The organism is Deltaproteobacteria bacterium GWC2_65_14 (genome assembly GCA_001797615.1).
Taxonomy (GTDB): domain Bacteria; phylum Desulfobacterota; class Deferrimicrobia; order Deferrimicrobiales; family Deferrimicrobiaceae; genus GWC2-65-14.
Genome location: MGPV01000006.1, coordinates 1 through 3,162 on the forward strand (window position 1 = coordinate 1; position 3,162 = coordinate 3,162).

Consider the following 3,162-nt stretch of genomic DNA (forward strand, 5'->3'; position numbering starts at 1 on the left):
ACCGGGTCTTCAGTCCGAGCTTCTTCGCGTCCTTGAGGATGACGGCCGTGGAGGGGGTCGTCCCGCCGATCCACGCGAAGTCCGCCCCCTTGGATTTCAGCGACAGCATCTGCGAGTTCGCCTCGATCGCCTTGAGCCCTACATCCTCGTCGCCGACGATCTCGAACCCGAGCTCCGCCGCATACTCCTTCCCGGCCTTGATCGGGGCGATCCCGTAGGGATGGTTCGGGTAGATGAAGGCGAGCTTCGGCGCCCTCTTCTCCTTCCAGTTGTCCTTGATGTACTTCAGTCCTGCCCGAAGCTGGGTGGAGTAGTCCGCCGCGATGAAGAAGTTGTACGGCGCCTTTACGGGGTCGGTCAGGTGCCCCGAGTAGGAGGCGGACAGGTACGGAATCCTGTCCGCAACCAGGAAGCCGGTGAGCGCCTCGGTGTCATTCGTCCCCCAGCCCTGGATGGCGACGACTTTCTCTTCGACATATTTCTTGTACTGGTTGATCGACTTGGGGATTTCGTAGGCGTAGTCGAACGCCTGCATGTCGATCTTCTTGCCGTTGATTCCGCCGTGTGCGTTGACGTAGTTCTTGTAGTCCTGGACCCCCTTGGCGTACGGATTTCCGACCGAGGAGGTCGGTCCGGTCAGGTCGGCGAGATGTCCGACCTTGATGTCGGCGGCGAACGCCATCCCCGAAAGCAGGAACATCACCGCCGATAGTGCCGAAGCGATTCGCAGCATCTTCTTCCCCATTGTCTCCTCCTTCTCATGGTTCCGGTTCATGGTTTCCCAACGACGACCAGGTTCCATCTTTCCCACATCAACTCCGAACTGCGCTTTCCCGGCTGTTCCCTCCTTTCCCATGGTGTTTCCAACGCTGTCCGTCCGGCACCCGCAATGCCGGCACCTAGTACGAGAACGGGTAGAGCTTCCAGTAGCCCTTGACCTGCTTCCATCGGTGCGCCAGCCCGTCCGGCTCATAGATCAGAAACAGGATGATGATCAGCCCGAAGATCCCCTGCTCGAAGGAGATCGCAAGCCTCGCGATGCTCGGGTAATCGGCGGCCATCATATCCGTCATCGTAGAAACGAGTTTCGGAAGAAGGATCATGAACACCGCGCCGAAGATCGAGCCGATGATGCTCCCCAGGCCCCCGATAATGACCATGGCGAGGTAGACGACCGACACCCCGATGTTGAAATGCTCCGAGGCCACATATTTCACGGAGTGGCCGAACAGCGCCCCCGCAACCCCGGCATAGAACGACGAGATCCCGAAGGAGATGAGCCGGTACTTGAACAGGTTGATCCCCATGATCTCCGCGGAGATGTAGTGGTCCCGGACCGCCATGAAGGCCCGCCCGGTCCGCGTCCGCATCAGGTTCGCCGCGAACAGGATCATCAGCACCGCGATGACGAGCACGATGTAATAGTAGGAGCGGTCCGTGGAGAATGTGTACCCCGCGATCGAGGGGCGAGGAACCAAAAGTCCGTGGCTCCCGCCGGTCACCGGCTCCCACCGGACGAAGACCCATTCGAGGATGAACTGGGAGGCCAGCGTCGCGATCGCGAGATAGAGCCCCTTCAGCCGCAGGGAGGGGATCCCGAACACCATCCCCGCCATCGCGGTGACGAACCCCGCGGCGGGTACCCCGACCCAGAAGGAGAGCCCCATCTTCGCGGTGACGTAGGCGGAGGTGTAGGCCCCCACCCCGAGAAAGGCCCCCTGCCCGAGCGAGATCTGCCCCGTGTAGCCGGTCAGGATGTTCAGCCCCACCGCCCCGATCGAGGCGATCAGGATCTGGAGCGCGATCCAGAGGTACTCCCCCTTGATCATGTAGGGAAGGACGAGGAGAAACAGGAGGAACACCGGAATGCAGATCTTGAGGAACGGAGTCTTGAAGATCTCCATGTCCTTCTGGTAGGTGGTCCGGAAGTCCCCGCAGTACTGCATGCCGGATTCTCCTTGTGCGTCCGCTGCCGGCCCTTTAGACCCGCTCGATCTCCTTCGTCCCGAAGAGCCCGTACGGCTTGATCATCAGGATGATGACCAGGAAGATGTAGGGAGCCACCTCCTTCACCCCGCTCAGGTTCAGGTAGGCCTTGCAGAACCCGTCGGAGAGGTTCTCGAGGACCCCGATGATCATCCCCCCAAGCGCCGCCCCCAGGATCGAGTCGAGCCCCCCGAGGATGGTGGCCGGGAAGACCTTCAGCCCGAAGTGATAGAGGGAGCTGTTGATCCCGTTGATGTTTCCGATCAGCACCCCGCCGATGCCGGACACGACCGCCGAGATCACCCAGGAGAGGGCGAAGATATGCTTCACCGAGATCCCCATCGACTGGGCGACCTGCTGGTTGAAGGCGGTCGCCCGCATGGCGACCCCCGCCTTGGAGTACTTGAAGAATGCGGAAAAGACCCCGAGGAGGACCACGGAGAGGATGAAGCACCAGACGAACTCCAGCGAGATCGGCAGTCCCGCGATCTCGATCATCTCCTGGGGGAAGAGCTTCGGCTCATAGACGAGGATCTCGGTTCCCCAGACGGCCGAGACGAGCGACCGGAACACCAGGGAGAGGGCGATGGTGACCATGATGATGGAGATGATCGGCTCCCCGATCATCGGCCGCAGGATCATCCGCTCCACCAGGACCGCCAGCACCATCGCGAACAGGATGGTGAGCAGCAGGGCCGCCCAGAACGGCACGTGCATCTGCACCAGGAAGGCGTAGCAGACGTAGGCGCCGACCATCAACAGCTCCCCCTGCGCGAAGTTCACGACCCGGGTCGCCTTGTAGATGATGACGAACCCCAGGGCGACCGCCGAATAGATGCTGCCGATGACCAGCCCGCTGATGACCAGCTGCAGGAAATACTGGAACGACATCGCTTCCCCCTAGATGTTCCGGACGGCGAGCGTCGTCTTGATCCGCGACGTCTTCCCGTCCTGGTATTTGATCACGGCGTCGATCGGGATCCGGTCCTCCCCCGTGTACATCCCCTCGATCACGTGGTGGTACCGTTCCCCGACGAAAGCCCTCCTCACCTTCCGGGTCCGGGTCAGTTCGTCGTCGTCGGGGTCGAGCTCCTTGTAGAGCAGGACGAACCGCTGGATCCTCGTGGTCGCCGGAAGGGTCGCGTTCACCTTCTCGACCTCCTTCGCGAGAAGTTC

General features: G+C 61.4%; 2 protein-coding genes and 2 pseudogenes (1 of these 4 only partly in view). All 4 read right to left on the reverse strand.

Going from position 1 to position 3,162, the window contains the following annotated elements:
• A pseudogene (locus A2X88_09745) lies at positions 1-775 on the reverse strand (ABC transporter substrate-binding protein).
• Between the two features lie 124 nt (positions 776-899).
• The gene (locus tag A2X88_09750; protein OGP35683.1) at positions 900-1,946 is read right to left on the reverse strand and encodes an ABC transporter permease; all 1,047 of its coding nucleotides are present in this window, start codon (positions 1,944-1,946) and stop codon (positions 900-902) included.
• Between the two features lie 34 nt (positions 1,947-1,980).
• Complete coding sequence (locus A2X88_09755) at positions 1,981-2,877, reverse strand: ABC transporter permease (GenBank protein ID OGP35684.1); 897 nt, start codon at positions 2,875-2,877, stop codon at positions 1,981-1,983.
• Positions 2,878-2,886: 9 nt separating this feature from the next.
• Positions 2,887-3,162: pseudogene (locus tag A2X88_09760) on the reverse strand (long-chain fatty acid--CoA ligase); it runs 1,632 nt beyond the window's last position.

Bases quoted from the DNA above. Each gene is read 5' to 3' on its own strand.
- A2X88_09750 (OGP35683.1), bottom strand. From the start codon at position 1,946: ATGCAGTACTGCGGGGACTTCCGGACCACCTACCAGAAGGACATGGAG.
- A2X88_09755 (OGP35684.1), bottom strand. From the start codon at position 2,877: ATGTCGTTCCAGTATTTCCTGCAGCTGGTCATCAGCGGGCTGGTCATC.